This window comes from Mesorhizobium sp. B2-8-3 (assembly GCF_006440815.1).
In the GTDB taxonomy this organism is placed as follows: Bacteria; Pseudomonadota; Alphaproteobacteria; order Rhizobiales; family Rhizobiaceae; genus Mesorhizobium.
On record NZ_VFTW01000007.1, the window covers coordinates 112652 to 137342 of the forward strand.

At 63.4% G+C, this 24691-nt stretch carries 26 protein-coding genes; all 26 read left to right on the plus strand.

Translation table 11 applies throughout. The features are described 5' to 3' along the window. The first annotated feature begins 48 nt into the window (after positions 1 to 48). Positions 49 to 645, plus strand: coding sequence for a hypothetical protein (locus FJ418_RS13675; protein ID WP_140866195.1), 597 nt, complete (start codon positions 49 to 51; stop codon positions 643 to 645). Continuing rightward, a complete protein-coding gene (locus tag FJ418_RS13680) occupies positions 642 to 3017 on the plus strand; it encodes a hypothetical protein (RefSeq protein WP_140866198.1) in 2376 nt (791 codons plus the stop codon). Before FJ418_RS13675 ends, FJ418_RS13680 begins: the two co-directional genes overlap by 4 nt. Then, positions 3014 to 3478, plus strand: a complete 465-nt coding sequence (locus FJ418_RS13685) for a hypothetical protein (RefSeq protein ID WP_140866201.1) — start codon at positions 3014 to 3016, stop codon at positions 3476 to 3478. Before FJ418_RS13680 ends, FJ418_RS13685 begins: the two co-directional genes overlap by 4 nt. After that, positions 3457 to 3954: a hypothetical protein gene (locus tag FJ418_RS13690; RefSeq protein ID WP_140866204.1), complete on the plus strand. Its 498-nt coding sequence runs from the start codon at positions 3457 to 3459 to the stop codon at positions 3952 to 3954. The genes FJ418_RS13685 and FJ418_RS13690 overlap by 22 nt, the downstream gene beginning before the upstream one ends. Positions 3955 to 3963: 9 nt before the next feature. After that, positions 3964 to 6954, plus strand: a complete 2991-nt coding sequence (locus tag FJ418_RS32180) for a M15 family metallopeptidase (protein ID WP_210243150.1) — start codon at positions 3964 to 3966, stop codon at positions 6952 to 6954. A gap of 18 nt (positions 6955 to 6972) precedes the next feature. After that, positions 6973 to 7635 (plus strand): hypothetical protein, encoded by a 663-nt coding sequence (locus FJ418_RS13700; protein ID WP_140866207.1) that lies wholly within the window; start codon positions 6973 to 6975, stop codon positions 7633 to 7635. 371 nt (positions 7636 to 8006) lie between these two features. Further along, on the plus strand, positions 8007 to 11645 hold the full coding sequence (locus FJ418_RS13710; RefSeq protein ID WP_140866213.1) for a hypothetical protein: 3639 nt from the start codon (positions 8007 to 8009) through the stop codon (positions 11643 to 11645). 9 nt (positions 11646 to 11654) lie between these two features. After that, positions 11655 to 12788: a phage tail fiber protein gene (locus FJ418_RS13715; protein ID WP_140866216.1), complete on the plus strand. Its 1134-nt coding sequence runs from the start codon at positions 11655 to 11657 to the stop codon at positions 12786 to 12788. Positions 12789 to 12793: 5 nt separating this feature from the next. Further along, positions 12794 to 13570 carry a LamG domain-containing protein gene (locus FJ418_RS13720; RefSeq protein WP_181166930.1) on the plus strand — a complete coding sequence of 259 codons (777 nt, stop codon included), beginning with the start codon at positions 12794 to 12796 and terminating at the stop codon, positions 13568 to 13570. Positions 13571 to 13900: 330 nt separating this feature from the next. Next, positions 13901 to 14407, plus strand: coding sequence for a hypothetical protein (locus FJ418_RS13725; protein ID WP_140866222.1), 507 nt, complete (start codon positions 13901 to 13903; stop codon positions 14405 to 14407). 2 nt (positions 14408 to 14409) lie between these two features. Then, complete coding sequence (locus tag FJ418_RS13730; protein ID WP_140866225.1) at positions 14410 to 14775, plus strand: hypothetical protein; 366 nt, start codon at positions 14410 to 14412, stop codon at positions 14773 to 14775. 212 nt (positions 14776 to 14987) lie between these two features. Next, positions 14988 to 15209 (plus strand): hypothetical protein, encoded by a 222-nt coding sequence (locus FJ418_RS13735; RefSeq protein WP_140866228.1) that lies wholly within the window; start codon positions 14988 to 14990, stop codon positions 15207 to 15209. Positions 15210 to 15238: 29 nt separating this feature from the next. Continuing rightward, positions 15239 to 15610 carry a hypothetical protein gene (locus FJ418_RS13740; protein ID WP_140866231.1) on the plus strand — a complete coding sequence of 124 codons (372 nt, stop codon included), beginning with the start codon at positions 15239 to 15241 and terminating at the stop codon, positions 15608 to 15610. 72 nt (positions 15611 to 15682) lie between these two features. Next, positions 15683 to 16021: a hypothetical protein gene (locus FJ418_RS13745; protein WP_140866233.1), complete on the plus strand. Its 339-nt coding sequence runs from the start codon at positions 15683 to 15685 to the stop codon at positions 16019 to 16021. A gap of 360 nt (positions 16022 to 16381) precedes the next feature. Beyond that, the gene (terL, locus tag FJ418_RS13750; protein ID WP_140866236.1) at positions 16382 to 18253 is read left to right on the plus strand and encodes a phage terminase large subunit; all 1872 of its coding nucleotides are present in this window, start codon (positions 16382 to 16384) and stop codon (positions 18251 to 18253) included. Positions 18254 to 19860: 1607 nt separating this feature from the next. Next, entirely contained in the window at positions 19861 to 20052 is a 192-nt protein-coding gene (locus FJ418_RS13755; protein WP_140866239.1) for a hypothetical protein, read from the plus strand. 34 nt (positions 20053 to 20086) lie between these two features. Beyond that, on the plus strand, positions 20087 to 20338 hold the full coding sequence (locus tag FJ418_RS13760) for a hypothetical protein (protein WP_140866242.1): 252 nt from the start codon (positions 20087 to 20089) through the stop codon (positions 20336 to 20338). Between the two features lie 187 nt (positions 20339 to 20525). Continuing rightward, complete coding sequence (locus FJ418_RS13765; protein ID WP_140866245.1) at positions 20526 to 20795, plus strand: hypothetical protein; 270 nt, start codon at positions 20526 to 20528, stop codon at positions 20793 to 20795. Positions 20796 to 20835: 40 nt separating this feature from the next. Next, positions 20836 to 21018, plus strand: a complete 183-nt coding sequence (locus FJ418_RS13770; protein WP_140866248.1) for a hypothetical protein — start codon at positions 20836 to 20838, stop codon at positions 21016 to 21018. Positions 21019 to 21100: 82 nt separating this feature from the next. Continuing rightward, positions 21101 to 21319: a hypothetical protein gene (locus tag FJ418_RS13775; protein ID WP_140866251.1), complete on the plus strand. Its 219-nt coding sequence runs from the start codon at positions 21101 to 21103 to the stop codon at positions 21317 to 21319. Next, positions 21316 to 22248: a hypothetical protein gene (locus FJ418_RS13780; RefSeq protein WP_140866254.1), complete on the plus strand. Its 933-nt coding sequence runs from the start codon at positions 21316 to 21318 to the stop codon at positions 22246 to 22248. Before FJ418_RS13775 ends, FJ418_RS13780 begins: the two co-directional genes overlap by 4 nt. A 30-nt stretch (positions 22249 to 22278) precedes the next feature. Next, complete coding sequence (locus FJ418_RS31910) at positions 22279 to 22437, plus strand: hypothetical protein (protein WP_181166931.1); 159 nt, start codon at positions 22279 to 22281, stop codon at positions 22435 to 22437. Beyond that, complete coding sequence (locus FJ418_RS13785) at positions 22434 to 22733, plus strand: hypothetical protein (RefSeq protein WP_140866257.1); 300 nt, start codon at positions 22434 to 22436, stop codon at positions 22731 to 22733. Before FJ418_RS31910 ends, FJ418_RS13785 begins: the two co-directional genes overlap by 4 nt. A gap of 343 nt (positions 22734 to 23076) precedes the next feature. Then, positions 23077 to 23286 (plus strand): hypothetical protein, encoded by a 210-nt coding sequence (locus FJ418_RS13790; RefSeq protein WP_140866260.1) that lies wholly within the window; start codon positions 23077 to 23079, stop codon positions 23284 to 23286. A gap of 22 nt (positions 23287 to 23308) precedes the next feature. Next, on the plus strand, positions 23309 to 23749 hold the full coding sequence (locus FJ418_RS13795; RefSeq protein WP_140866263.1) for a hypothetical protein: 441 nt from the start codon (positions 23309 to 23311) through the stop codon (positions 23747 to 23749). A 169-nt stretch (positions 23750 to 23918) separates the two neighbouring features. Beyond that, positions 23919 to 24392 carry a hypothetical protein gene (locus FJ418_RS13800; RefSeq protein WP_140866265.1) on the plus strand — a complete coding sequence of 158 codons (474 nt, stop codon included), beginning with the start codon at positions 23919 to 23921 and terminating at the stop codon, positions 24390 to 24392. Positions 24393 to 24691 lie beyond the last annotated feature (299 nt).

A 24691-nucleotide genomic window follows, 5' to 3' on the forward strand; every position in this document is an offset into this window, starting at 1 on the left:
CTGGGAGCAATCCTGGGGGCCACCCCTCCCAACCATACGGAGCACGTCATGGCCTCCCTGGAGACCCCCAAGCGCATTTCGGCCCTGGATGCCGTGAACCTGATGCTGGCCAACATCGGGGAGAGCCCGGTGACCATCCTCGGGCCTACCGCCAAGCCTTCCGCCAAGGACGCGGAGACGAAGCTGGCCGAGGAGAGCATCAACATCCAGTCCCAGGCCTACAACTCCTTCCGAGAGGTCAAGCTCACGCTGGACCCGGACACCCTCACCGGGGAGATCGCCCTCCCTGACAACATCCTTTCCTGGTCGCCCGTGGACCGGAACCTCCTGGACCTCCTCACCGAGGCGGATGGCAAGCTCTACAACACCGAGAAGAGCACCTTCGTCTTCACCGAGCCGGTCTATGTCGAGGCCGTCCTGGCGCGACCCTTCGAGACCCTAAGCCAGCCGGCCCGGTGGTTCATCGCCTGTAGCGCGGCCATCGCGTTCGCGAACACCAAGCAGCCCGGTGGGCAATACCTTCGAGTCACTGCCGAGACCTTGAACCAGGCGAAGCGAGCCTTCGAGGCCGCCGACCGCCGCCTCCGTAAGGGAGGGCTCCGGGTCCACAACCCACACTTCCGCCGATTGAGAGGTAACAGATGAGCACTGCCTCCTACAGCAGCCTCATTCAGGGCATTTCGCAGCAGGCCGAGACCTCGCGGGGTACCGCCAGCGCCGACGACCAGGTGAACTGCCTTAACGAGGTCCTGGACGGGGTGGTGAGCCGGATGGGCACCGTCTACAAGGCGAAGATCGCCAAGGACTACAACGAGCCCTTCTTCCACGAGATCACCCGCAGCTCCGGCGAGAAGTACCTCGTCATCATCGAGAGCGGCGACATCAAGATCATCAACAAGGCGACCGGAGTCCTGTCCTCCATCTCGGGCAGCATCGCGGCCTACCTGACGCACACCGGAGACGCCCGCAAGGCATTCCAGGCGGTGACGGTCGGGGACACGACCTTCCTCCTCAACCGCCAAGTCTCCCCCGCCATGGCTGCCACCTTGAGCCCCGCGCGGCCCAACAAGGCAATCGCCCACTTCAAGGCAGGAGGCTACAAGGTCACCTACACGCTCACCATCAACGTAGCCGGGGTGGACTACTCCACGACCTTCACCACGCCGGACAACTCGGCGGCTGGCAACGCGGCGTTCATCACGACCGACTACCTGGCCAAGCAGTTCAAGGACAGCTTCAACAGCACCTTGATCCCGGCCCTCAATGCTGCCGGCAAGACTGGCTTCACGATCACCCAGTACGGCTCGACGCTCATCATCTACGGCGGGGCCAACACGTTCGACATCTCGACAACGGACGGCGTGGGCGACAAGCAGTTCATCTCCCTCAAGGACAACGTGAAGGCGATCACCGACCTCCCCGCTAAGTGCGAGGACGGCTACCAGGTGTCGGTCGCCGGAGACGGCTCCGAGGAAAGCTCCAAGTACTTCCTGAAGTACCAGGGGTCTGTAAGCACTGGCCGCTGGGTGGAAGTCGTCGCGCCTGCCACCAAGACCGACATCAACGCGGCCACCATGCCGCAAGTCCTGACCAACACCGGGCCTAACGCCTTCACTGTGGGGACGGCTGCCTGGGGCAAGCGCCTGGCTGGGGATGGGGTGCTGACCGCACAAGACCCATCGTTCATTGGCGAGTTCCCTTGCACCCTTCAGTTCATCGGCGGACGCCTCGCCGTGGTCACCGAGTACCAGGCCACCATCAGCCGCTCCAGGAATGCATACGTGTTCTTCCCGGACACCGTGCAGACCAACCTGGACAGCGCCCCGGTGGACTATGATGTGTCCAATGGGTCCTCCACCCTGACCACCCATGCCATCGTCGGCGGGGGCAAGCTCCAGTTCTGGGGCGACCGGCAGCAGACCTACCTGGATAGTGGGCAGGACCCCATCCGGGAGGACACCACCGAGATACTGCCCCTGGCCAATTACGAGTTCGACGGCGAGGCAGCTCCCAAGACGGTCGGCCTGGGCTCCATCGTGTTCGGCACCCAGGTCGGCCTCTTCGCCAAGATCGTGGAGGTCTACTTCCGGGGCGGCAGGCCGGACGGCGAGATCGAGATATCCGCCCACGTCCCGAAGCTCCTCTCCGGCTCCCTCAAGCACATTGCCGTGGGCGAGAGCGCCAAGAAGGAGTTCTTCCTGACCTCCGGGGCCTCCAACCTGGCCTACCTCTACCAGTGGTACAACCAGGGCAACGAGCGGGTGCAGTCCGCATGGAACCCCTGGAAGTTCGAAGCTCCGACCCGCGTCCTCTTCGCCTCCATAGAGGGCTCCACCGCATGGTTTGTCTTCAAGTGGCCGAGCGGTACGACCCTGGAGTCCGTCATCCTGGACAGCACCGGGGATGAGAGCACCCAGAAGTTCCCCATCCGTCTGGACCACCGGCTGAGTGAGACGGCGGCCACCCACAACGGGACCTACTTCGTGATCAACCTCCCGTATCCGGTGCCTCTGGCCAAGCGGGGGACCTTCAAGGCTTGCGAGCGGCTGGACGTTGCGGATGTCTCACAGCGTGGCCGCGAGATACCTCTTGAATGGGTCTCCGACACCCAGGTCCGCGTCCTGTCAGCCAACCCAGCATTGACCTGGCACTTCGGCTCCATCCCGGTCGCAAAGCGGAAGTTCTCCAAATTCATCGCCAAGGACCAGAACGATGAGCCGATCCTCCATGACGAGCTGACCGTCCGGTCGATCACCATCGGCCACTACAAGACGGTCGCGTACACGGTGAACGTCACGGCCTACGGGGAGACGGTCTCCCAGCCTTACACCTCGCGCATCATCGGAGACCCGGATGTCCTGAACAACCAGGTGCCGGTCAAGTCGGGCAAGCATCGCGCCCAGGTCGGGCAGCCCACGGATGATGTCTCGATTGAGCTGGTGAACGATACGTTCTTCCCGGCCACCTGGACCTCCGCCAAGTACGACTACGCTCTGACATTGAGGGACGCAGCATGAAGGTGACCGTCGAGGACGCCACCATGGAGCACGTCTTCTCGGTGCTGGACGATATCCGCCTGGAGGACTACGCCGAGTGGTGGGCCGGCACCGGGGAGCCCTTTGAGGAGGCCGTGACGCGGACCTTCGAGCTGGGTGACCCCAAGCGTGTCGCCCTCCTCGACGGCATCCCGTTGTGCTTCTGGGGCTGGCACCCGGACGGCACCGTGTGGCTCTTCGCTACCGACCAGGCCGTCAACTTCGCCCTCCCGATCCAGCGGCACCTCCGCCCCGAGCTGGCCCGCATCCAGGCCGAGCTTCCAGTCATCAAGGCCACCGCCGACGCCAGGAACACGGTCCACCATGTGTGGCTTCGGTGGTGCGGCTTCGAGGAACACGGGGAGGTCCACCTGGCCCCCTTCGGCCTCCCCTTCAAGGTATTCACCAGAAAGGCATCACCATGTGCGTCGGCGCAATCGTAGCCGTTGCCTCCAGTGTGGTCTCCTTCGCCGCCGCCCAGGCCGACTACCAGGCCCGAGCCGAGCAGTGGAAGCAGAACTACGTCAACGCCCTGGCCTCTGGCCGTGAAGAGCAGCAGCAAATCCAGGTTCGGATGATGCAGGAGGAAGCGGCCCACTCCCAGAAGGACCAGGCTTCCAGGATCGAAGGCGCTGAAGTCGCGGCAGAGGCGGAAGTCTCGGCGGGCGCGGCAGGCGTCGGCGGCATCTCCCTGGACAACATCCTGACCGGCATCAACCGCAAGGTGGACATGAAGGTCCAGGCCGACAAGACCAACTACCTCAACACCGCCACCCAGCTCACCGAAGAGCTGAAGGCCACCAACACCAACATCAAGAACCGCATCAACTCCGTCCAGAGGCCGACCGCGCCGAACCCCCTCGGGTACGCGCTCCAAGGCATCGGCGGGGCACTCAAGGCATCGGCGCAAGCCGCATAAGGAGACGACATGGCACGAGCATCAGTCAGGGAGGTCTCCGGCCCCTCCGCCCTCCAGGGCATCGCCGCGCCGGTCAACACCTACGTCAGACCCGCTGAACCGGCACCGAGCAGCCTCCACCAGTTGGCCGAGGGTCTCGCCGCACTGGATGACGGCCTGGGCGACTTCATGGCCAAGCGGAAGACTAAGGACGACGAGGCGGACAAGCAGCGGGCCATCCGGGACGCCTACCTCAACAACGGGGAAGGCTTCGACGCGGCTGTCAAGGCAGGCACCATCCCGCCCCACGAGAGCCCCACCTACATGAAGTGGTACAAGAACGCCCAGGGCGATGTCCGGGGGCGTCAGCTCACCGACCAGTTCGACGTGGCATATAACCAGTGGGAAGGCCGCAACTCGGGAGACCCAGAGAAGTTCAAGCAGTTCGTCAGCGGCTTCCTCCAGGAGCACGTTGGCCCGGAGACCGACCCCGAGGTGCTCGCCGGCCTCAACCCTCACATCGAGAGCATCTTCCAGGGCGGCTACGCGAACTTCACCAAGGATCGCTCCGATGCCGTCTACAGCGGGGCTCTGGCAACCACCGGGGCCTCCATGACGGATCACATCGGCAAGGCCGAGGGTGACGCCAGGGCGACCGGCAAGGGCATCGACTACGAGACCCTCTGGGGCACCCTCATGTCGGAGCGCGGCGAGGCCCTGAAGCGGAACCTGGAGAAGGACGTGGACGGGTACTTGGTGGACAGCGTGATCCTCCAGGCCGAGGAGTCTAGTAACGAGGACCTTCTCACCCTCCTCGACCGCAAGCTCCCCGGCAAGGAATACGCCATGTCGTCGGACCCGGAGGTGCGCAAGAAGATATACGCAGCCCGCGAGCATATCGGCTCCAAGCTGGCCTCCGCAGCCACCACCCAGGCGGCCCAGGAGGAGAAGGAGGACAAGGCGAGGCACAACGCCCTGGTCGCCGGGGAACTCACCAAGATCAACGCCGACCCCAAGTACCAGATACCGGAAGACACCCTGAAGGAGATCAGCAAGCGCGACCCCGAGTTCCGCTCCAAGCTCCCAGGGTATCGTCGGAGCATCCTGGAGGGTGACACGGCGGAGGACCCAGAGGCGCTCATGGAGGCTTTCTCCAAGATCGACACTGGGGCAGGCGGCACGGCCTATGTCCTGGAGCTGAAGGCTAAGGGCGTCATCAAGGACCCCAAGACCCTGACCCAGATGCTCGACCGGGTGAAGACCGTCGAGAAGGCGGCCCAGTCGGACGGCATCCTCCAGTCGCCGGCCTACAAGGACACCGTGAAGATGATCACCAACGCCACGGGCGAGGGGCCGATGAACTTCATGGATAACATCCGGGGTCTGACCGACGATGGGGCCAGGGCGCTCTACGACTACCGCTCCCAGCTCCTCCAGTGGTCCGCCGACAACCCCAACGCCGGCATCATGGAACGCGAGAAGGCGGCCATGGAGATTGGCAAGTCGATCCGCGACCGCATCGTCTCGACCCCGATGGGCGAGCAGCAAGGCACCTATCCGCAGCCAGGCGAGAAACCGCAAAGCCCCGCAGAGGCCCCTAGCAGCCCCGCCAGCGAGCAGCAGCCCGCCGAGCAGCCGCCAGCAGCCGAAACGCCGAGCGATGCCTCTACGCCCCTGCCTCCCGGCCCGCGAGCGGACGCTGCCAATGAGCTGGCCCGCAAGTACAAAATCACGCCGGAAGCTGCCCACCAGATGCTCCTGGACGAAGAGCAGAACGACGCGGCACCCGCAGCAGCGCCGGCCCGGCCCGAGGCCACCCAGGAGGAAGCTCCGGTGAGCGGCTTTGGGATGCTGGGCTCTGTCTTCAGGGGGATCGGCTCCATGCTTGGTTTCGGGGGTGGCTCCAAGGAGCAGCCCCAGAGTCCCGACGACCGCGGTTCCCTCCCTGAAGAAACTCGCACCAGGCTGACCAACCTCCTTCAGAACCCTCCCATGCTCGAGGACGGAAGATCCTCCGCCGGCAATACTCCAGTGGCGCCTCTCTTGAACCTCATCGGCAGGACCGAGGGTACGGATAAGGGCGAGGGGTACAACGAGACCCTTGGCTACGGTGCATTCACCGGGGGCAAGGTCAACCTAACCGGCATGACGCTGGACCAGATCGACCAGCTCCAGACCCGAATGCTGTCCCACCCCGACAACAAGTACGACTCCTCGGCGGTGGGCCGCTACCAGATCATCAGGACGACTCTCCGGGGCCTCCGGCGTGACCTGGGACTGTCCGGCGACGAGGTGTTCGACAAGGACATGCAGGACCGGCTTGGAATGGCACTCTTGGAGCGCCGTGGCCTCTCCCAATGGCAGGCTGGTCAAATGTCGGACCAGGAGTTCATGCGCGGGCTCTCCGCCGAGTGGGCTTCCCTGCCGACCGCCTCGGGCCGTGGCACCTACCGGGGGCAGCGCGTCGGGGAGACAGCCTCGGGCGTCCGCACGGTCCTCGATCAGGTGAGAAGCGGGAAGGGCGTCCTAGACCCGGCAGCCGGCGTGGCGGAAGCGACTACTCCCGCAATCCCCAAGGCCTACTCCAAGATACCGGAGAGGGACCCCATGGGCCTCACCAATCAGCGGGCACAGTTCATGGAGTGGAACTCCGACCCTGTGGCCAACGAGGAGGCCAACCTCAAGTCGGTGAAGCCAAAGCTGGCCGCCGTGGTGCGCCGCGCCAAGGAGCTGGTCGAGGGGACCGACTTCGTGGTCGGCTCCGGGCGGAGGACTTCCGAACTCCAGGCAAAGGCCGTCAAGTGGGGCTGGTCGAAGACCAAGGACAGTGACCACCTGGATGGCTCCGCGCTGGACCTCTGGCCTCTGGATGAGGATGGGGCGGTCGTGTTCGACCCCCGCCGTCAGGCCCAGATCGTAGTGGCCATGAAGCAGGCTGCTAAGGAGCTTGGGGTCACCCTGGACATCGGGGCCGAGTGGAAGGGCTTCAAGGACCGTCCGCACTTCGCCCTCAAATCGTAATCATAAGGATACCCCAGCATGTTTGCATGGCTGTGGCCGTTTGGCCGCAAAGACACTCCGGCTGCCTGCCCGGTGCCGGAACCAGTGGTCGTCCGTGAGGCGGTCCACACCGAGCCGGCCCCAGCGCCGCTCCCTCCTGTCCCTCCGGTGGTCCCAGCCACGGGGGATGTCTACTACGTCTACCGCCCTCTGTTCGACCTCTTCGGCAAGTCCGAGGGGACCGACAAGAAGCGGGGCTACAACGAGACGCTGGGCTACGGAGCCTACACCGGGGGCGACGTGGACCTGGTGAACATGACGTTGGCCGAGATCGACGCCCTCCAGACCAAGATGCTGAAGCATCCGGCCAACAAGATGAACTCCTCGGCGCTGGGCCGGTACCAGATCGTCCGCACCACCCTCCGCAAGATCAAGAAGGCGATGGAGCTGGTGGACAGCCTGAAGTTCGACGCCAAGACCCAGGACTTCTGTTGCCTCTACCTCCTCAATGGTCGGGGCCTCGCGAACTACATGGTCGGCACCCTCTCGGAGGACGCCTTCATGACCAACCTGGCGAAGGAGTGGGCCTCCATCCCGACCCCCAAGGGCACCGGCTACTACAGCAACCAGTCCAAGACCCCGGTCACCCCGGCCCAGGTCCGCGAGGTCCTGAAGGAAGTCAAGAAGCGGGCGACGGCCTAATCGCTAGTATCCACCAGGGGCCTCCGCCGCGTAGGGGGCCTGTACTTCTCCAAGAGCCGGACGGCTGTGCGGTCCACGGTGACCAAAGCCCCTCGCAGGTTCAGGGTCACCTTCCCGTCCTCCCCATCAATCCGGGTCACCTCTCCGGTCAGTTCAATCTCCTGGCCGCGCTTCACCTTGGTATGGTCTCGGATTGAATGCGGGAACCCGTAAGTGGGCAGGCTGACGGCTACCCAGTCTTCATCCACGCGCCTCCGCACCGTGGCGGTGATTGCCACCTCATCTCCAATACCAATGCCCCGAGCCATACACGGATGGTGGGGCTTTGACTGCCCTAGTCAAGGGGTAGCTAATATTCACAGGAGTAATATATGGACCCGATCCAGGCCCCCGAGGCGGATGAGACTGCCGGCATTCAAAGGGCCTTCACCAGGGCAGACGCCAAGCTGGCCCAGCTCCAGAAGGACGGCAAGCTCGACCAGATCGGGCAGCAACCCATGGATGCCCAGGCGGCGGCAGACGAAGCGGAGCTGGTGAGGAACCAGAGCCCCGAGGGCACCAATCCCCTGGAGCGCACCGCCAAGGCCGCCGTCCTGGGTGCCGCCAAGGCCGGCTTCGAGACCTACGATTTCTTCGCGGGCGAGACTCCCGAGGACCAGAAGTCCGGCATCAGAAAAAGCGCCGAGGCCCAGGACCGGGCGTTGCGTCGCCACTCGGTCGGCTATGGGCTGACCTCCGATGTCTCCCAGATGGTCACCGGGCTCATCGGCGCGGGGAAGCTCATGGCTCCCCTCAAGATCGCCAAGTACTCCCGGTTCGGCTTCGAGGTGGCCAGGGGTGCGGCGGCGGGTGCCGTGGTGCTGGACCCGCACGAGGAGCGCCTTAGCAACCTCATCGAGTCCTACCCAGACCTCCAGAACCCGGTCACCGAATACCTGTCCGCCAAGCCGACCGACAGTGCCGCCGAGGGCCGCTTCAAGAATGCCCTGGAGAGCATCGGCGCGGACCTGGCCCTGGTGGGTGTCATCAAGACCATCAAGTACCTCCGGGCCGGCAAGAACGCCGAGGCCGCCAAGGAGATCAAGGCCCTCGAAGCCTACGAGGCCAACAAGCAAGCATTCGGCCTGCCCGAGGCCCCCTCCGTGGGTGGTGAGGTGCGGGCTCCCGAGCCCACGGTGAAGCCGGGGGCGACCATCGAACCGGAAGGAAAGCCCAGTGTCGATACAGGAAGCAGCAGTGCAGCTCCTCCCGCACTACCTACTCGGAGTGCAGATAGCGTTGACTCTCCTGGTACTGTCCCTGGAGAGGTAATCCGGGAGCAAGTCGGCACCAAGCCCGTCCTAGACGAGAAGGGTCAGCCGGTCCTCCCCACCGCCAAGACAGGTCCCGCCCAGATCACCACTCAGGAGATACCCGACGCGGACGTGGAGGCCATCCTCAAGAACTCCGCAGCGGACGCCGACGCGATCAAGAAGTTCGGCTCCAAGCAGGCCGCCGTGGACAGCGGCTACAAGTTCGGCTCCGCGCCGCTCCCCTGGCAGAAGCTCCACACCACGGGCAACGCCGCGTCCCTCATCCAGCGCTCCGCCGAGACCCTGGCCACCAGGTTCAACAAGGCCAAGGGCGGTGCAGTCCTGAAGGATGCCCGCGTGAAGGCCCTGGCGAACGACCTGTCAGAGGCCTACGGCGAAGACCCGGCCATGATCATCGGGCAGCTCGCCAAGGCAGGCCAGGAGGCCCCCATGATGGCGGCCCGGATGGAAGCCGCGCTGCGCATCGGCAACCGCATGTTCAACGACGCGGACACCCTGGCGGCCAAGATACGCAACGGGGACCTCACCGAGTTCGCCGGCAACCGGGATCACGCCATTCAGGAGTTCAAGGCGAGGCTGGGCGTGGCGTTCGATACGCTGGCGGCAGGCAACTCCGTCCTGTCCAACTCGGGCCGCACCCTCCGCAGGGCTCGCACCCAGTTCCGCATCCGTCCGGCTGACCTTCAGAAGCTCCGGGGTCTCGATCCCGAGAAGGCGATGATCATCATGGAGAAGGCCGGGGGTGACCCCAAGAAGGTCGCCATGCTCCTCAACGATACGTGGGCCAACCGCGTCCTCCGCGAGGGCACCTGGCACCTGACCAACGGCCTCCTCTGGATGTGGCCCACCCACCTGGTCAACACCACGACCAACGCCTTCATGCTCGCCGCGAGGCCGACCGAGAAGCTCTTCGGTTCGACGGCCATGAGGTTCCTCGCCAAGGACCCCGGCAAGCGGGCGGAGATGACCTCCGTCTCCAGGCAGGCCATGCGGGAGTACTACTACACGGTTGCCTCACTCTTCGACGGGTGGAGCAACGCGGTGGAGGCCTTCCGTCGCGGGGACAGCATCCTCTCGCCCCAGAACACCGAATTCTTCGACGCCGGGGGTGCCATCCAGACGCAGCCCCTCCCGTGGAAGCCGGTGAACTCCGTCTGGGACTTCGCCCAGAACGCCTGGATGTCGGCCTCCTATCGCAACGTGGTGGGCCTCCCCACTCGGGCACTCGGCGGCGCGGACGAAATGTTCAAGACACTCCGCTACCGGGCAGTCGTCCAGTCGAAGGCGGCAGTGGATGCTACCGACCTCGGGCTCAAGGGCCAGGCCTTCAAGGATTACGTCCAGAAGGCACTCGACAACGCGATCGATCCGGCAACGGGCAGGGCGCTCGACGCCAACGCCATCCGGGAAAGCCAGATGGTCTCCTTCCAACAGGACCTCAACTACGAGACCACCTTCGGCGGGAGCATCGGGCGCGGCCTCCAGAACCTCCGCAAGACGGCACCGATTACCTCCCTGGTGCTGCCCTTCGTGAAGACCCCGGTGAACGTCATCCGGTACGGCATCAAGCTGACCCCTGGGCTGAACCTCGCCCAGAAGGAGTTCCGCGATGCTCTCCTGGGCAAGGTTGGTCACGAGGCCCAGGCTCACGCCATCGGCCAGATGACCCTCGGCAGCATGTTCATGGGCATGGCGGCGCATCTCGCGGCGACTGGCTCCCTGACTGGCTCCGGGCCGAGCGACTACAAGCTCAAGCAGGAGCTTCTGGCGACGGGGTGGAAGCCCTACTCCATCACCTGGACGGGGGACAACGGCAGGCGGAAGTACTTCCAGCTTGGACGCTTCGACCCAGCCGCGACGGTCATGGGCCTGGTGTCCGACATCGTGCATCTCCAGGCCAAGAACCCGGATGCCGACTATTCGGACCTCATCATGGCGACGGGCGTGGCGGTGGCCAAGAACCTGGGCGAGAAGACGTTCCTCCTCAACCTCAACACCATGATGGACGCGGCGCTCGATCCCGAGAACAAGCTGCCGAAGTTCCTGGGCCGGACGGCGGGCTCCATGCTCCCGTTCTCGTCGCTCATGCGTGGCCACAATCCCGACCCGTACCTCCGTGAGGCGCGGACCTTCGTGGACAACGCCATCCGTGGCCTGCCTGGTGCCTCCGAGACCCTGCCTCTCACGCTCGACGTGTGGGGCGACCCGGTGGAGCGCTACGTGGGCGTCATGGATAGCCAGGAGAACGACCTGGTGGAGGCGGAGCACAACCGCATCATGCTCCAGACCGACAAGGGCATCGGCAAGCCCAGCCCCAAGTTCGAGGGGGTGGACCTCCGGGACCTCTCCCTGGCTGACGGCAAGAACGCCTACCAGCGCCTCCAGGAACTCTCCGGGCACATTCCGGGGCAGCCCTCCCTCAAGGCGGTCCTAGCGAAGATCATCAAGACCAAGGAGTACCAGGACCTCGTGGACGGGGACTCCGAGATCAAGGGGACGCGGCTCAATGCCCTCGGGCAGGCCGTCCAACGGTATCGAGAGTCGGCCAAGAAGGTCTTCCTCCAGCAGAACCCCGAGCTGCACTCCCTCATCGGGAAGCGGCAGCGAGAGGTGCGCGGGGCCGTCCTCACCAACCAGCAATCCAAGGGTCAACCAGGACCGGCAGCAAGCGCCATCCTCAAGGCCCTGACCTACTAAGGAGCCGGAATGGCTTATAGCTACAGCGACTTCCCGTCCAAGGTGGCGGGGAACACCATCACCGTGCCCTTCCCCTTCGAGAGCCGAGCCCATGTGTCGGTGACCGTGGGGGGAGTGCTGGTGGCGGCCAACAAGTGGTCCTGGGTCAATGACGGCCTCATCTCGTGCCTGGCAGGGTTTCCTGCCGGGGCGGGGAGGGTGCAGCGCACGACCCCGGACTCCAGCTTCGCGGGGCAACTGGTCGGGACCGCCGTCCTCGACTACCCCATGATCAACTCCAACTTCACCCGTGCGCTCTACATCCTTCAGGAAAAGGCGGACGTGGAGGCCGACCGCCAGGCCCAGATCAATGCGCTAGGTCAATCCGTGACGGACAGCCTGGTGACCTACGCCACGAGCCTTGCGGCGGCCAATGCGGCGCGGGACACGGCGATCACCAAGGCGGGGGAGGCTTCGGCTTCCGCCACCACTGCATCCACCCAGGCAGGCACCGCGACGACCCAGGCAGGCAACGCGGCGGCGAGCGCCACGCTCTCCCAGAAGTGGGCGGCCAACCCCGAGGACTCCGTGGTGAGCGGCGGCCTCTACTCCGCCCTCCATTATGCGGCCAAGGCGGCAGCCTCCCTGGCCAGCGTCGTCAACGGATTGGCTAGCTGGATACACGGGGCCACCTCCAAGGCCACCCCAGCGGATGCCGACGAGTTCCCGCTGTCCGACAGTGCGGGGGCCTGGGGCCTCAAGAAGACCACCTGGGCAAACATCAAGGCAGCAGTTCTCCCTACACGGCTTGGTGTCGTGGCCCAGAGCATAACGGATTGGAACAACGCTCTCGACAACGGCTGGTACATGGGCGGTGGCGCTGCCAACGCACCGAATGGTGACCCCGGTTGGGCTCTTGGTAACGTTGAGGCTCACGGTGCCACCGGCTGGCGTACTCAAACTGTCCACCTCTTCACGGTTGATGGTTCGGCAGACACCAAGGTTTGGCGACGGGCGCAGGACAACGGGACTTGGGGCGCATGGTACAAACTCCAGCTCTCCCAGGCAGAGCAGGACGCCCGCTACGCTCCCTACCGAGGGATCACCATCTCCACGGCAGCTCCCTCGGGCGGCGCGAACGGCGACCTCTGGTTCCAGGTCTGACCACCATGACAGCATACGCCAAGACTTCAGGTGGGGTGTGGGCACCAGACATTCCCTATGCCGACAGTGCGGGTGTCTGGAAGGTGGTCAAGGAGGCCTACGCCAAGGACGCTGGACTCTGGAAGCCCACTCTCAAGTACCCCACGTCCTTCCTCCTCCATGCGGACGGAGTGAATGGGTCCCAAGTGATCCCGGACAATTCGGCACAGGGCATCGCCACGACCGTTCAGGGTGCGAACATCAAGATCAGCACCGCTGCGTCGAAGTTCGGAGCCTCCTCCATTATCTTTGGGGACACGGACAGTGCGTTATACGCCGTCAGCTCCTTGTTCGACACCACGGTCGATTTCACGATGGAGTGCTTCATCAACATTGTGGCACGGAGCGGAACCTTCCAGTGGCCGGTGTTCGATCTACGGTCTGGGTCACCCGGCCTGCGCGTCAGCATCAACAACAACGAGAGCCTAAACTTCTACACCAACGAGACCATCAGGGCATCAACCGGGGTGCTGACAGCGGGGACTTGGTATCACCTCGCCCTTACGCGGGCATCGAGTGTGTTCCGCATGTTCCTCAACGGCAGTCTACAAGGATCGGCCTTCACGGATGCGGCCACCTCCTATCCGGGGGGTACCATCACCCTTGGGCAATACGTTGGGAATTACAGTCCGGGCATCCAGGGCTACCAGGGATATATGGACGAGGTTCGCTTCACGAGTGGGCTGGCCCGCTACACGGCCAACTTCACGCCACCTACCTCCGCGTTCTCCCCGTTCGACTAGTGCCAGTAGACCTCCACCCCGGCCAGCCACTCCAGTCGGTACTTGTGGAACCATGGGCGGCGGCACCAGGTCACTGACACGCCCGGCATCTGCCTCACTCGGTGATTGAAGAACTTCGCAGCCTCCGGTGTGAAGTAGAAGGTCTTGCCCCTCCGTAACATCAGGGCGTCCATCGGGTGTCCTGCGTCAGCAAGGCATAGCTCAAACAGGGACAGAAGCTCCTTCTGTATCCTCCGAGTATCCTCCGCACCTTCTACCTTCAACCACGGCTCTTTGTTTAGGAGTTGCTGAAGTTCTCTAATCATCCACAGCTCGAAAAGGAATTAAACATTGCAGTTCTTGGTCGTAAATAACGATGGCACCCGCGCCGTCAAGGGCGATCCTGGCTGGCTCATTGGTGACACCCCCGAGGACAGCCGCCGCCTGACAGAGGAAGAGCTGGTTGACCTGGGCTTTGGCCTTAAGCTCATCGACCAGCCTCCGCCCTTTGACCCGGCCAGTCAGGTCCTCACCATTGCGCCAATCGATGAGTGGCCTGTGGACGAGCGGACGGCCACTGTGACCTACACGGTGACTGACCTTTCACCTGAAGAAATCCGGGAGCGGATGCCCACGCTCAACCCGGCGCAGATACGCCTCGGCCTCCTCTCCGTAGGCATCACCGAGGCCATGGTCGAGGCGGCAATCGGGAACGATCCGGCATCCCTTATCGACTGGCGCATGAGGCCCTCCTACCGCCGCCTTCACCCGCTGGTCCTCGCCCTTTCGGCCCCCAACAAGTTCAACCTCCCTGCCGACCAGGTGGACGCCCTCTGGGCCTGGGCGAAGGACCTCTGACCATGGGCCGCGATGACGACGACCTGGACGACGAGACCCTGGCGAACCTCTACCACGAGTCCGGCAACGTGCGGGACATGGAGGGTCCGGGGATCGGGGACAACCGCCAGATGGAGCCCGACGAGGCCCTGGATGACCTCGACCTCGACGACCTCATGAGGGAAGGGCGCAAGCTCCTCCTCTCGGACCTCATCAAGCTGGTCAAGTCCGGCCAGGCCACCCCTGCCGAGAAGAACACCCTCCGGCAGATGCTCAAAGACAACGGAATGGTCATGGGAGACCCCAATGAAGGAGCCCAAGCAGGCGGCCCCCCGAAAGAGAAAGCGCCGCTCCCCTCCTTCGGCGACCCTGACTACGCTCGAAGGTAGCCACGAGTACATCAAGACCCTCCAGCGGCAGCACAAGATCACGCTCCGCAAGGTGGCTGCCATCGAGCGGAGGGTCTTCCAGGAGCAGCCCCAGGAGCAGCCCCAGGTGGGCGGCCTCCTCGGGTGGTTCCTGTCACTCATCCACGGAAAGGTTAGACGCGATGGCACAAGGGGATGAAGCACTCCTCCGGGAGCTAGTCGCTGGCCTGGCCGTGACGCAATCCCAGCAGACGGAGATCAACCGCAGGCTGGGCAACATCGAGAAGAAACTCGAAGACGACCTGGTGAGCCCCGAGCGGGTGGCCAGCATCGAGACACAGCTTGAGGAGCGGAAGAGCTGGCTGACCTGGATATTCCAGACGGTCGGCTCCGTGGTGGTCATCACCATCCTGTCCCTCCTCGGAAACAAGATCGGCATCCCGGTAACCAACTGATGCCAACCAACCCTGAAAGGAACTACTGAATGCCCGGTACTATCCAAGTCGGCGGTAAGGCCCTCCTGCCGTTCATCATCAACCAGACGGACCTCCTGGCCGGCACCTCCTTCGAGTTCGTCGCTCCGTTCGACGGCTTCCTCGACGGCGTGGACGGCATTGTGCAGGCGGCCATCGGCACTGGTGGCACTCTCCAGGTCATCAACAAGACGACCAACGTGGCCGGCGCGGTGGCCAACGTCGCGAACGCTGCCGCCAAGGGCACTCCCTTCTCGGCCAAGGCCAACGACCAGGACGCCACCCGTCCGATCAAGAAGGGCGAGCGCATCCAGCTCAAGCCGACCGGCTTCGCCACCTCGGGCGCGGTCAACGGCTACGTCACGCTGAACCAGGGCATGTAAGCCCTACCACCAAGAGACTGACCTCAAGGGGAGCCTTCGGGCTCCCCTTTTTTGTTTCCGAAGGAACCCTCCATGAGCGACAACGAAAAGCGCACCCCTATTGCCACCGTCAAGGACTGCACCGGCCTGGAACTCCAGGTGGGCATCAAGGTCGCCTGGGGTGTCGGCGGCAGATACAACTACGGCCTGGCCCTGGGTGAGGTCGAGTCCATCGAGCAGGTGGACTACGAGGCCAAGCACTACGATTACGCCGAGCGCAAGTACATCACGGCTCCCGCCATCAAGTTCGAGGTCAAGGTCAAGTCCCTCCAGTCCGGCAGGAAGGGCAGGGTCTTCACGAAGCATCGCGAGGAAGACGCGCTGGAGTTGGTCGCGATCACCAACCAGTGGTTCGAGGGTAACCGTGGCTGACCATGAGACACGGCAACCCTGACGCTGACCCAAGGATCAAGAGGGCGAGGCGGGAAGCAGCAGCAGCCAAGAGCAACCTCCGCCGAGTCATCCGCCAGGTCCAGGCCGAGTGCAAGCACCCAGTGGTCGCCCACGCGGACACGAAGCTATCGGACTACTTCTCCCCTCTGCCTGCCACCCGCATCTGCACCTCATGCGGCTTCACCGAGAAGGTTACCTGGGGCACGGCCACCAACTGGTCCGGGCGTCGAGCTGACCCGTGCGGCAAGGAGCTTTCCTACAAGGAAGCCTACGCGCCCCTGAAGCTTGCCAAGAAGCCGATCATCCAGTGCAGCCATGACGACCTCCATAGGTATCGTAATGACTGACCTCCAGCATAGTGACGCTGGCGCCCTCATCGTTGACCCTCTCAAGGCCCCGCCGATCGCCAGGGCCGCGGCCGCCAGTACCTCCCTCACGCCCCTCCACTTCGGGGATCCAATTCGGGATGACTTCCGGGTCTTCCTGACTCTCCTGTGGCGCTACCTCAAGCTACCCGATCCGACGCCCCTCCAGCTCGACATCGCATGGTTCATGCAGCACCACCCCAGGTCGGGGGAGATCGACCACCTTATCATCATGGCCTTCCGTGGCGCGGCGAAGAGCTGGATCACGGGTGCCTACGCCCTATGGACGCTCCTCCGCGATCCCCAGAAGAAGGTCCTCGTGGCCTCCGGTTCCGTCCGCCGCTCCGTGGCCTTCGTGAACTGGTGTCTGGGCCTCATCACCGAGTGGCCTCTCCTACAGCACCTCCGCCCCAAGCCGAACCAGCGGCAGTCCTCCCAGGCGTTCGATGTCGGACCCGCGAGGCCTGACCAGACGCCCTCCCTCTTTGCGGTTGGCATCACGGCCCAGATCGTCGGCTTCCGTGGCGACTTGATCATCGGGGATGACGTGGAGACCAACACCAACTCCGCCACCCCAGACATGCGCGAGAAGCTGTCCGATAGCGTCAAGGAGTTCGACGCCATCATCAAGCCAGGCGGCCAGATCATCTTCCTGGGAACCCCCCAGACGGAGGCCTCGATCTACAACGGCTTGGTGAAGCGAGGCTACATCATCAAGATTTGGCCAGCCAGGTACCCGACCGGGAAGCAGCGCCGGCAGTACGGCGAGAAGCTGGCCACCTGGATCGCCTACCAGCTCGACCGCAACCCGCGCCTGGCAGGGACCTCCACCGAGCCTACCCGCTTCAGCGACGACGACCTGGCAGCCCGTGAGCTGTCCTGGGGCAAGGCGGGCTTCGCGCTCCAGTTCATGCTCGACACCTCGTTGAGTGACGTGGACAAGTACCCCTTGCGGCTGACTGACATGATCGTCATGAGCCTCGACCGCAGGACAGGCCCCGATCTTGTCTCCTGGGGCTCTGGGGACCACCTGGCGCTCAAGGACGTGGAGTGCATCGCCCTGGACGGCGACCGCGTGTACGGCCCTGCAAGCGTCTCTGACGGCTACAGCAAGTACGCCCGCAAGGTGGCCTTCATCGATCCCTCCGGTAAGGGCAAGGACGAGACGACCCTCACCATCGCAGGGGTGCTCCACTCGACGCCCTTCGTGCTCAAGCAGCGAGGGTGGCTGGACGGCTACGGGGAGAAGACCCTGAAGGAGATCGCCCAGCTCCTCGTGGAGTTCGACGTGGCGGTCTGCCGGGTGGAAGAGGACTTCGGCCAGGGCATGTTCGCAGCGCTCCTCCGGCCCTACGTCAAGAAGGCCTGGGAGGACAAGAACGGCCAGCTTCCAAAGAGGCCAGGCGACACGCGCACCATGACGGAGATTGTCTCGGAGCGGGCCGCCAAGGTCCAGAAGGAGCTTCGCATCCTGGAAGTCTTGGAGCCCATCTTCCAGGCCAACCGCATCGTGATGGCCAAGGAGGTCCTCCAGGAGGACTACAAGACGACCATGGGCCGCGACGGCACCGAGCTGCGCGACCGCTACAGCCTCATGTACCAGATCACCCGGCTCACCCGCGAGAAGGACTGCCTCACGCACGACGACCGCGTGGAAGGCCTTGCGGGCGTCTTGGCGATGCTTCTGGAGGAGCTGGGGCTGTCACCACGGGACCAGGCTGCAAAGGCCGAGGAGAGCCGCACAGACGCCTTCCTGAAGCGCCTGGAGGCACAAGAGGCCAGCTTCATGCGGAACGCCACCAGGCGGCCTCTAAGGGCCGGCTTGAGGGGCGGTGGAAGGCGCTGATTGTGGCGACATTGTGCATCAATGCCGACCTACTTCCATCAAGTCATACCATTAAGTAGTAGCCTAGAGTGGAGGCCTTAGAGAGGGGGATGGAGACCCCATCTCCCCCTCATTGCTCCATGAGGTTTCCCTCTAGGCATTAGTGCTCAAGGTGATTGACTTGATGTCCCTCCCTGATGCCCACCCCTCTAGTCGTACCTGGTGCCTGTCCTCCCGGTAGTAGAGGGGTGGGGGATGCTATCCCTCCCTCCTGCTCCTGGTGCTCAAAGTGACTGACTTCCTGTTCTTCCTGCCGTACCTCTGGGACTACCTCCAGCTCCTCGTCGTGAAGTTCCTGGGGTGAGGACCCTCCTCGTCCTCCTCATGCTCCTCCTGCTTGCCGGATCGCCCCAAGGGGTCGGTCACGCGACACATCCGATTTACGTGACAGATGGCGGCATTCCCCCCGTGGGGGGTCGGGTGGCTCCGCTGCCGGCCTCTGGGCCTCATCGAGCCTGACCAGACGGCCTAACCCATTGATTTCATTAGTGGTATCGCTCGATTTCCAAACTAGTAGCCATGCCACTATGGCCCATCCTGCCACCCTCTAGGACTTTCTTCCTACGGTGGGCTCTCCCTCCCTCGTGTGATCCTATCAGTGACCACATCCAATCACATTGCCCACCATCTCCCATGGGTCTCATGCCAGTATGGCGCGGCCTCATGTCCCTGCCTCATGCCACGACCTAGCGGCATGCCTCATGCCTTCCCTTGGGTCTGGGTCTGGGTCATGCCTCATGGTCGCGTCGAGCGGCCTCCCTGCCTTCCCTTGTGTCGGCCTCATGGTGCGGCCTCATGGTTGATCCGCGACCATACGCATATGCACCATGTCGCCGGCTTGCGGGCGGCCTCTGGCGGCCTCATGAGGCCTTGCCATGGGGTATCGAGGGGAAGATGGTCCACCCTCAAACCCTTGCATCATAGGGCTTTGAGACCCTCCCTGAAAAAAAGTTCGCTATCAGTGCATTTTTTTGTTGCACACTGTGTGCGAATGCGTATGATGACCCTCATTCCGCTCCCCCTTGGAGCGAGGGACTTCCTAGCTTACGGGGCTTCGGCCCTAGGGCGGCCTCTGACAGATAGGCCTAAGCACATACCATCTGTTCGCTCGGGTTGAAGAAGCTCGGCGCTGCCCCTCCCATAAGGCGCTTAGGTAGCTAGGTGGAAAGCACGGGATGAGGGGTGGAAAGTCGGTCTCATGGCATTGGTAGCCATGGCTGAACGAGACACCACACGAAACCGACGAGGCAATCACCTTGCGCACCCTCCCTTATGGTAACTCATTCCGTGACCACCACACGGGCAACAAACGGACTGCCTACCAGACACAAGCTAGGGTCTTCGAGGATCGCGAGCTTGAAGGCGACGACATGCCAGTCTTTGACAGATGGGCAACGGGTGGGCGCGGCGAGTATGAGCGGCCAGAGCGGTATGAGGATCGCGTGACCTCGCGGCGCATCAAGAGGCGGTGACAGCAGGCACGACACTAGGCCCACCATCTGGCCGCCGGAGCGCACCGGAGCCGCCCATCTCTTACGACACACGCAACCGCCACGGAGCCCACCCTCATGGTGCATACAGTCCCCATCTCTGACACTCTGGCCTCCTCCCTTGCAGAATGGCTGCACCTCGTGGACCTGGCCCTGCCCAAAGGCATAACCGTGGGCAACCACCTGGCGCTCGCCCTCCACTTCGCCGCCCAGGGCTTCAGGTCCCAGGACGCAGCAGACGCCATCGTCGTCCGCATCTCTTCGCGCTGACACTACGCATCTTCACACGAACCATGAGGTGACCATGACGCTCGCATTTGATACACTGGGCTACTCGAAGCATTTGCGCGAGGCCGGCGTTAAGCCTGCCGAGGCAGACGCCCACGCAGAGGCCGCAAGGGACTACATCATGCCCCAGATCGCCACCAAGGCAGACATCGCGGAGCTGAAGCACCTGATCGAGCGCCAGACGCTCTCACTGACTGTGCGCCTGGGCACGATGCTGGGTCTCGGCCTGGCGATCATCGCGGGCCTCCAGAAGTTCCTCCAGCCCTAACCCTCCCAGACCATCCGCACCGGAACCACGTCAGGGCCGCTTTGTGCCCTGACCCTACGCATCTTCACACGGAGGAACACACCATGTTCAACATCAGGACCATCAAGGTCGGCGGCCTCCGCTTCATCAAGGTCGGTCGCCTCTGCATCTCCTTCTGCATCCAGAGCGAGTTCAAGGAGTTCGGTCGATGAGGGGAGGTTGGAGACAATGGTCCTACCAAGGCGGGCAGTTCGCCCTCATCAAGGACCTCGTAGCTACCGGAGCGCACCGGATCGAGGCGTGGGGTAACAGCAAGGAAGGCTGGTGGCCATACCTGGTGAAGGACAACGCGGGCGTCCAGATCGGCCCCTACTTCGGGCCTGACGATGGGTCCCGCCTCAAGGACCTCAAGGCGGCAGCAGGCCGCGCATATGGGATCGACCCCAAGGACGTGAAGCTGGGCCGCAACTGGGCCTAGCTACGCCTCCACACTACGCATCAACACACGGAGCAACACCATGGAACGAACAGCTCACACCCAGGCCATGATCAAGTGCATTGAGGAGCAACTTTCAGGCAAGCCGGACACCGAGGGCTGCCGGTACATCCTGCGCACCCTCTCGCGGGACCAGTTGAACAGCGTCAAGGATTTCATCCTGTCCTTCAACGAGGCCTACGAGGACGACGAGGTGGTGTCATGAAGGACCTCCTCCGGGACATCGCCAGCGGCCTCGCCATCGTCGCCTTCTGCATAACGGTCTGCATCTGGGCCGGAGCACTCGCATGACACGCTCCGCCACGCCCGAAGAGACCACCCAGCTTGAGCAGCTCCTCGACGCCATCGGCATGGAGCGCCTCCTTACCGCACTCTCGAACATATGCGCCGAGAAGCAAGCCCATGTCGAAGCCAACTGGCAGGACAAGGCACTGGCTACCGCCTGGGGCCGCATGGCTGACCGCCTCGACGCCTTCCTCACTCGTATACCTGGAGAACTCGCATGAGCAGTCACAACGAGGTCGCCCACGCCTGGGCCAACCAGACAGGCAAGCACCGCAAGGGTCACGCCATGTTCTACGAGGGTGACACCATCTACTCCTGGGGTCATCACTTCGCGATTGCCCGCCGCGTCCAGACCGCCGAGGGGATCGTGGTACTCCTCACCAACCGGACCTACTCGGTCTCGACTACCCAGCATACCAGCAAGGTCCAATCGGCTTCACTCCACTTCAAGACCTTCCGGGTGGTCAACCCTCGGGGCGAAAACCACCACTTCAACGTCCGGCATTACCTCCAGGAAATCTCGGACACCCTGGAGAAGTCTAAGCGAGCGCGGTCCAACAAGGCGTGGCACTACGACCGCGCGGTAGCCATGATCGAGGAGGTCAAGGACTACATCCGGGTCTTCGAGGTTGAAGGCTTCGAGTCCATCAACCTGGACCCCGAGGGGATCGTTACCGGCGTCCGCGAACTGGCCGAGGCCTCACGACGCATGGAGGAAGCCACCAGGCTTGCCCGCGAGCACCAGGCCAAGAAGCGCTACCGTGAGGAGGTCTGGCCCAAGCTCAAGGCCTGGCTGCGCAATGAAACCGGCCCCGTCAGGTTCAACACTCACACCGCCCGCCCGCTGCCCCGCATCGAAGGCGACCAGGTGGTGACCACATGGGGTGCCACGGTGCCTCTGCCCATCGCGACCAGGCTTTACTGGATGGCGGTCAAGTGCCGCCGTGAACACCAGGGCTTCGTGCCCACCATCGAGTATCGTGTCGGCGACTTCACCCTCCGCCACATCAAGAAGAACGGGGACATGGTGGTCGGGTGCCACGACATCCCCTTCTGGTTCATGCACTACGCGGCGCGGACAGGGGGCATCCCCTCCCAGCCCCTCTATGTGCTGGCTGAAGAGACCCGCAAGTCTCTCGCTTTGATCTAACCCTACGCATCTTCACAGAAAGGAAGGACAATGACACTCCACCACACCATCAGACAGCGGGCCTTCGACACTCCGCCACCGGAACGCGTCTTCACGCGGCACGGCTACGGCCAGGTCGCCACGGGGAAGAGCCCCGAGGAAGCCACCCAGGCTCTCTGGGAGAAAATCCGCCAGGCACGGGAGGCATGATCATGAAGCACACCCGGACGCTGCCCACCCTCGCGGCTGCCCTCATGCGCAGCTTCATGCCGCCACCGTCCATGCCCATCAGCCTGGACCCGAAGATGATACCGCTGTCCGACCGCAAGCCGCTCCCCGCTGACGCCACACCGGCACCCAGCGTCGGCCCGGTGTCGCGCCAGGTCCGCCGCCAGGGCGAGCGCCAGGAGGCCAAACGTCAGCGCAGCCGCGACAAGCTGGTCCAGCGCATGGCGGCCAAGGCCTGGCGCAGCAAGCAGCGCAGTGCTCGAAAGGCCACAGCATGACAAAACGTACTGCGGTCGTACAAAACGTACTTGACGGGGACGTAGGAATATTGTCCCATAGTGAGCGTCAAGTCACTCCTCACCATGTCCCGAGGGATTACACCCTCATTACCCACAACCGCACGACGACCTTCGTCCAGGAGGAAGGCTTCAAGCCCTCCATCATCGGCAAGGTCGAGCAATACGTGCCGGGGAGGTTCCGTTGCGTACTCTATACCAAGCCTCCGAAGACTTTGGAGGCAGCCCTCAAGCTTCCGCCTACCGAGGGCACCCTCCTCGAACATCGGTACACGCGGCGGTCACTCGCCGTCTTCGCCCTCAAGACGCAGCACGAGGCCCGAGCATGAAGCTCCTCCTCAAGCGCCTGGGCGAGCTGGCCAGTGCCGGCACCCCATACGAGCTGGACTACCTGACCATGAAGTCCGGCTTCGTCTACCGCCACTGCCAGGTCCTCTCGCACGACGAGGAGACCCTCATGGTCACCCAGGAGACGTTCCCGGAGACGGCACTCAGCCTGTCCGAGATCGCTTCCGCCCGCATCATCCTCATCTGATCAATCACAAGGAGAGACTGACATGACGAAGACCCCGAAGACCACCGCCGCCCCGAGCCTCATGGACGCCATCAAGGGCGGCGAGGAGCTGGAGAAGGCGAAGCAGGAGAACACCGAGACCTCGACCGAGGGCGGCCAGACGGAAGGCGGCACCGAGGAGGGTAAGCAGGAGGAGCCCAAGCCCGTCGCCTGGGGTGCCTTCCAGATCGAGGTGGGCATCGCCCCGCCGTCGCGCTCTCAGGCCAACACGAAATACGATTGGTCCACATTCCCCGCGCCGAGCAACCCGAGCGACCCCAAGACCTGGCCTTCGGTCTTCATCAAGGATGTCGGTGGCAAGACCATCAGCGGCAGCATCAAGACCTTCAGGGACCGCCTCCAGAAGGAGGGCAAGACGGCACCCGAGTTCACCGTGTCGGTCTCCAAGGACCCGAAGGGCGTGAGGGTCTTTAGGAAAAAGTAACCATACGCATTCGCACACACTGCCCATTGACGTAGTGTGTTTAGAAAAGTTAATAGTGGATCACGGCTTTGTAAGCGGGGTCGTGGTCCACAGGGGAGGGGCGCTATCCGTCCTTCGAGCTGTCCTCCCCGGGACCATCCAGGAAGAAGGACTTTTCAGGAGCATACGAATGAGCAAGCAGATCATCATCACGAAGACCGGCGAAGAGGGTGCCATCTTCATCGACCACCTGGAGGGCAAGGTCCTCACGGCGGCGGACGAGCGTCCCGAGTGGGCGGACGGCCTGGCCAACGCCATGCTGGCCGAACGTTCCGGCTGGTACGAGAAGCGCCTGGGCAAGCAGCTCTCGGCGGAGCTGGCGCGTCCCGAGACCATCGCGTTCGAAGACCTGGAGTGGATCGGCATCGACGCCGAAGGTGATGAGGTCCACCTGGAAGCCGACCAGGACTACCGGATGGACAAACTAGCGGAAATGATGGGCATCGATCGCCAGGACTTCGACGGCGAGAAGAACTTCAAGAACGCCATTGCCTCGGCGGAGGTCGCCCACACCTACGCCACCCAGCCCACCTCGGAGGCCACCTTGGAGGAGGCTGAAGGCCAGTCGTTCACGGAGGCGGCCAAGGCGGCAGCGAACGGCTAACCACAATTGTTAACCGGGAGGGGGTGGCTCTTGTTGCCCCCTCTTGGCACCTGATAGCGGCAACCGTCGAAGACCGTAACACGAGGAAACACAAGTTGATTGCCCATACGATAGCCCACCCATCCGCTGTGGCGGCCATCATGTTCGCCCTGGACTGCTTGGAGCCCTTTGAAATACGAGACTACCTCCTTGCCTGGCGTAGGAAGGAGGACCTGACCCCATGGGTGGAGGCCCATGAGGAGGACAAGCGGAGGGCGCTGGACTTCAATACAGATATGACGTAATTGTGCGTATGCGTA

What these genes read in the sequence shown, in the direction of transcription:
- FJ418_RS13800 (WP_140866265.1), top strand. Translation starts at nt 23,919, where the DNA reads ATGAGCAAGCAGATCATCATCACGAAGACCGGCGAAGAGGGTGCCATC.
- FJ418_RS13685 (WP_140866201.1), top strand. Translation starts at nt 3,014, where the DNA reads ATGAAGGTGACCGTCGAGGACGCCACCATGGAGCACGTCTTCTCGGTG.
- FJ418_RS13785 (WP_140866257.1), top strand. Translation starts at nt 22,434, where the DNA reads ATGATCATGAAGCACACCCGGACGCTGCCCACCCTCGCGGCTGCCCTC.
- FJ418_RS13740 (WP_140866231.1), top strand. Translation starts at nt 15,239, where the DNA reads ATGCCCGGTACTATCCAAGTCGGCGGTAAGGCCCTCCTGCCGTTCATC.
- FJ418_RS13755 (WP_140866239.1), top strand. Translation starts at nt 19,861, where the DNA reads ATGGTGCATACAGTCCCCATCTCTGACACTCTGGCCTCCTCCCTTGCA.
- FJ418_RS13790 (WP_140866260.1), top strand. Translation starts at nt 23,077, where the DNA reads ATGAAGCTCCTCCTCAAGCGCCTGGGCGAGCTGGCCAGTGCCGGCACC.
- FJ418_RS13700 (WP_140866207.1), top strand. Translation starts at nt 6,973, where the DNA reads ATGTTTGCATGGCTGTGGCCGTTTGGCCGCAAAGACACTCCGGCTGCC.
- terL (WP_140866236.1), top strand. Translation starts at nt 16,382, where the DNA reads ATGACTGACCTCCAGCATAGTGACGCTGGCGCCCTCATCGTTGACCCT.
- FJ418_RS13720 (WP_181166930.1), top strand. Translation starts at nt 12,794, where the DNA reads ATGACAGCATACGCCAAGACTTCAGGTGGGGTGTGGGCACCAGACATT.
- FJ418_RS31910 (WP_181166931.1), top strand. Translation starts at nt 22,279, where the DNA reads ATGACACTCCACCACACCATCAGACAGCGGGCCTTCGACACTCCGCCA.
- FJ418_RS13680 (WP_140866198.1), top strand. Translation starts at nt 642, where the DNA reads ATGAGCACTGCCTCCTACAGCAGCCTCATTCAGGGCATTTCGCAGCAG.
- FJ418_RS13745 (WP_140866233.1), top strand. Translation starts at nt 15,683, where the DNA reads ATGAGCGACAACGAAAAGCGCACCCCTATTGCCACCGTCAAGGACTGC.
- FJ418_RS13710 (WP_140866213.1), top strand. Translation starts at nt 8,007, where the DNA reads ATGGACCCGATCCAGGCCCCCGAGGCGGATGAGACTGCCGGCATTCAA.
- FJ418_RS13760 (WP_140866242.1), top strand. Translation starts at nt 20,087, where the DNA reads ATGACGCTCGCATTTGATACACTGGGCTACTCGAAGCATTTGCGCGAG.
- FJ418_RS13770 (WP_140866248.1), top strand. Translation starts at nt 20,836, where the DNA reads ATGGAACGAACAGCTCACACCCAGGCCATGATCAAGTGCATTGAGGAG.
- FJ418_RS13715 (WP_140866216.1), top strand. Translation starts at nt 11,655, where the DNA reads ATGGCTTATAGCTACAGCGACTTCCCGTCCAAGGTGGCGGGGAACACC.
- FJ418_RS32180 (WP_210243150.1), top strand. Translation starts at nt 3,964, where the DNA reads ATGGCACGAGCATCAGTCAGGGAGGTCTCCGGCCCCTCCGCCCTCCAG.
- FJ418_RS13765 (WP_140866245.1), top strand. Translation starts at nt 20,526, where the DNA reads ATGAGGGGAGGTTGGAGACAATGGTCCTACCAAGGCGGGCAGTTCGCC.
- FJ418_RS13690 (WP_140866204.1), top strand. Translation starts at nt 3,457, where the DNA reads ATGTGCGTCGGCGCAATCGTAGCCGTTGCCTCCAGTGTGGTCTCCTTC.
- FJ418_RS13675 (WP_140866195.1), top strand. Translation starts at nt 49, where the DNA reads ATGGCCTCCCTGGAGACCCCCAAGCGCATTTCGGCCCTGGATGCCGTG.
- FJ418_RS13775 (WP_140866251.1), top strand. Translation starts at nt 21,101, where the DNA reads ATGACACGCTCCGCCACGCCCGAAGAGACCACCCAGCTTGAGCAGCTC.
- FJ418_RS13730 (WP_140866225.1), top strand. Translation starts at nt 14,410, where the DNA reads ATGGGCCGCGATGACGACGACCTGGACGACGAGACCCTGGCGAACCTC.
- FJ418_RS13780 (WP_140866254.1), top strand. Translation starts at nt 21,316, where the DNA reads ATGAGCAGTCACAACGAGGTCGCCCACGCCTGGGCCAACCAGACAGGC.
- FJ418_RS13795 (WP_140866263.1), top strand. Translation starts at nt 23,309, where the DNA reads ATGACGAAGACCCCGAAGACCACCGCCGCCCCGAGCCTCATGGACGCC.